This window comes from Stieleria sp., from assembly GCF_041595215.1.
Classification (GTDB): domain Bacteria; phylum Planctomycetota; class Planctomycetia; order Pirellulales; family Pirellulaceae; genus Stieleria; species Stieleria magnilauensis.
The window spans coordinates 1-3262 of record NZ_JBFHKV010000977.1; the positions used below are offsets into that span (position 1 = coordinate 1).

Annotated in this window: 3 protein-coding genes; 1 reads left to right on the top strand and 2 read right to left on the bottom strand. The window is 60.8% G+C overall.

The window, feature by feature from the left end:
* Positions 1-1703 (bottom strand): protein translocase subunit SecD (gene secD / locus ABX749_RS27020; RefSeq protein ID WP_372898759.1); only part of this gene is annotated, 1703 nt, incomplete at its 3' end.
* A 197-nt stretch (positions 1704-1900) separates the two neighbouring features.
* Entirely contained in the window at positions 1901-2287 is a 387-nt protein-coding gene (gene yajC / locus ABX749_RS27025; RefSeq protein ID WP_236649347.1) for a preprotein translocase subunit YajC, read from the bottom strand.
* A gap of 271 nt (positions 2288-2558) precedes the next feature.
* Here yajC and ABX749_RS27030 point away from each other — a divergent pair.
* On the top strand, positions 2559-3262 hold a 704-nt coding region (locus ABX749_RS27030; RefSeq protein ID WP_372898761.1), incomplete at its 3' end, for a DegT/DnrJ/EryC1/StrS family aminotransferase.

Consider the following 3262-nt stretch of genomic DNA (forward strand, 5'->3'; position numbering starts at 1 on the left):
CCCAAGATCAACGTGACGGCGAAGCCACGGATCTGGTCGGTTCCGATCGCATACAACACGATCGCGGTGAACAGCGTCGTCAAGTTGGCGTCGACGATGGTGACGGTCGCTTTGGCAAACCCGTTTCGAATCGCCATGCGGTCCTTGGCACCCTTGTTGATTTCCTCGCGTATCCGTTCAAAGATCAACACGTTGGCATCGACCGACATACCGACGGTCAAAACCAGACCGGCCAATCCCGGCAAGGTCAGCGGTTGGTGGATCAGCACCATCGTCGCCAAGATCATCGCCAGGTTCAGCACCAGGGCAAAGCAAGCGATGGCACCGGCGAAGCGATAGTAGAACAGGATGAAGACCAGCACGAGAGCCAGCGACACGCCGATCGCCATCACCCCTTTGCGGATCGTGTCGGCACCGAGCGTCGCGTCGATTTGGTTCTTTGCGATCGGTTGCTTCGTCAACGCGGCGGGCAACTGGCCGGCTTTGAGGATGTCGACGAGCGCCTTGACTTCTTCGGTCGTGAAATTGCCGGTGATGCGGCCTTGTTTACTGATCGGCTGCAGAATATTCGGCGCCGACAACAGGCGGTCGTCCATCACGATGCCGAGCTGACGTTGACGCGTTCCTTGGGGAGCGTTTTCGGTCGTCAGCACGCGGAATTTGTTGCTGCCCGAGTCGGTCAGGTTGAACGCGACCGCGGGTGCACCCTGCTCATCAAAGGTCGTCGAGGCGAACGCCAGGTCTTCCCCTTTGACGTCGATCTGGGGGTCGATGATCATCAGCACTTCCAAGCCCGAGAGCCCGTTGTCGTCGACCCACTGGGCTTGCAACGCTTGGTCGCCACGAACCTGCGGGGGCAACTCGACGAACGCGCCGGTATCGGGATTGCGAACAATCGCGTTGCCGATGTTGACCCGAAACGCTCCGTTGTCACCGGTCTTGGTGGTTTCGCGGTCGACGATCGCCCAGCGGCCGACGGTGCTTCCATCGGCGTCGGAGATCACTTCGCTCATCCGGATCGCACGTTCGGGCGAAGCGGCTTGCTCGGCCGCCAAGTTGATCACACGCTGGTGGTCGGTGCGGTTGGCAACAATCGCGAAACGCAGAATCCCGGCTTGCTTGAGCGTCTCTTCGATCAGGGCGACTTCGCGCTGGTCGACTTCGGGAATGATGATTTCGATTTGCGAATCACCGTACGGGCGAATCACGATCTCGCGCGTGCCGCTGGGGTTGATTCGCTTGGTCAGCGGTCCGACCAGATCCTTCGACTTGACTCCGTTGCCCTGCTGCTCGGCGTCCGGATTGCTTTTGCTGGGGTCGATCTCGTAGACCAAAATCGTCCCGCCGCGTAGGTCCACCCCTTGATCGGGCAAGCGATTCATCAGCACCGTCACGCTGACCGTGATCGCCAGCAGGATGAAGCCGATTCGCGTCGAGTGGGTCGGCATCTTGAGCCGCTTGGCGAAAAAGCCACCCACGGTGAACGGCAAGATGATCACCGCCAAGGCGATGGCCAGCAATCCGTACTGCTGCCATGAAATACCTTGTTCGGCTTCACCTTGAGCGATCGGGCTGGCCGAAAGCAGGTCGCCGAACCATCCCGCGATCGAAGCGGTGTCGATCGTCGAAAGCAGACCGGGCAGCAGACTCGGGTCGGTCAGACTTACATCGGCCAGGGGCTGAACGAGAGAAAAGCAGTCCATCGTTGGTTGTTTCGTAGTCGAAAGGAATGCAAACGTGACGAATGCAGTGATCGGGAACGTGGAAACCGCAACCCCAGTCGGGTCACGTTACCACCTCGGGTGTCTTTGGGCAGTCTTGGTTAAATCGGTTAGTGCGGGCAAACGATTCGAAACGCTCGCGTGTCAGGCAGGGGGATTCGATGTCGAATCGATGTTCTTTAGTCCTTCGCGTCGTCCTTCGGCTTTTTTTCTTCGATGACCGTCAGCGCCCACCGGCTGACCTTCACCCGTACCGTCCCGCTTTCGTCCAGCCGAAGCGTCACCACATCGCTGTCACTCGGTGCACTGACCACCGTTCCGTGCAATCCACCGCTGGTGATCACGCGATCATTTTTCTTGATCCCCGCGATCCGCTTCGCCTCTTCCGCCTTGCGTCGACGCTCCGGAGCGATCAACGTCAGGTAGAAGATCAAAATGATTCCCGCGATCGGGAACAGCGGATTCTCCATCAATTGCAAGACAAACGGCTTCGGCTCGGCGACCTCCGGGGCCACATCGTCGGCCAGAATCGTCCACGGTACGAATTGAAGCAGGGGTTGGATCACAATTCGGACCGAATGGGTTCTAATCTGGTTGGGTAGGCAAAATACAAGAGCGGCATGATATGGAAGGCCAAAATTGGTCACAAGCCCAGCCAGCAACGAACTTTCGACGCTTTTGCCAGACTCTTGCCACCGCAACCCACTTTCCCCCGCAAACTCACACGTCGGTTTGCCTGACTGACAAATGATGCCACGTCTGCCCTCGCCCTGTCAGTGAACCGAACGCTTGACCCCTGCCGATCGCGCGATCCAAGCCAACTCCGACCGCAAATCCATGATGTTCCCTGCCTGGCCCCCCCAGTGGCCCGAGATTACCGAGTCGATTCTACGGAGCGTCCGCCGCGGCGACTGGGGACGCTACCGGGGGGAAGCGACCGCCGCGCTGCAGGAACAGATCGCCCAACAGGTCGGCTGCCGCCATGTCCGCCTGGTCAGCAGCGGGTCGCTGGGCGTCGAGTTGGCCCTCCGTGCCGTCGGGGTCGCGCCCGGTCAGCAGGTCGCCCTGTGTGGCTACGATTATCCCGGAAATTTTCGGGCGATCGAGCTGCTGGGGGCCAGACCCGTCCTCGTCGACGCGGATCCGGCCAGCCATTCGATCGATCCGCAGTCCCTGCAACGCCTTGGGCAAGATGCAGACACGAAACACGCCGTGAAAGCCGTCGTGGTGTCGCATCTTTACGGTGTTCCCGCCCCAATCCGCCGCCTCCGCGAACTCTGCGACCATGCGGGCTGGGCGCTGATCGAAGACGCCTGCCAGACGCCCGGCATGCAAATCGATGGCCGCGCCGCCGGGGCCTGGGGCGACGTCGGTGTGCTCAGCTTCGGGGGCAGCAAACCGCTGACCGCCGGCAATGGAGGCGCGGTGCTGACCGATCGCGACCCGATTGCAAGCCGCTTGAACGCCTGGCTGGACCGACCCAGTGACTCGGCGCCGATGAGCGAATTGCAAGCCGCGGCGCTGCTGCCCCAGCTGGATCG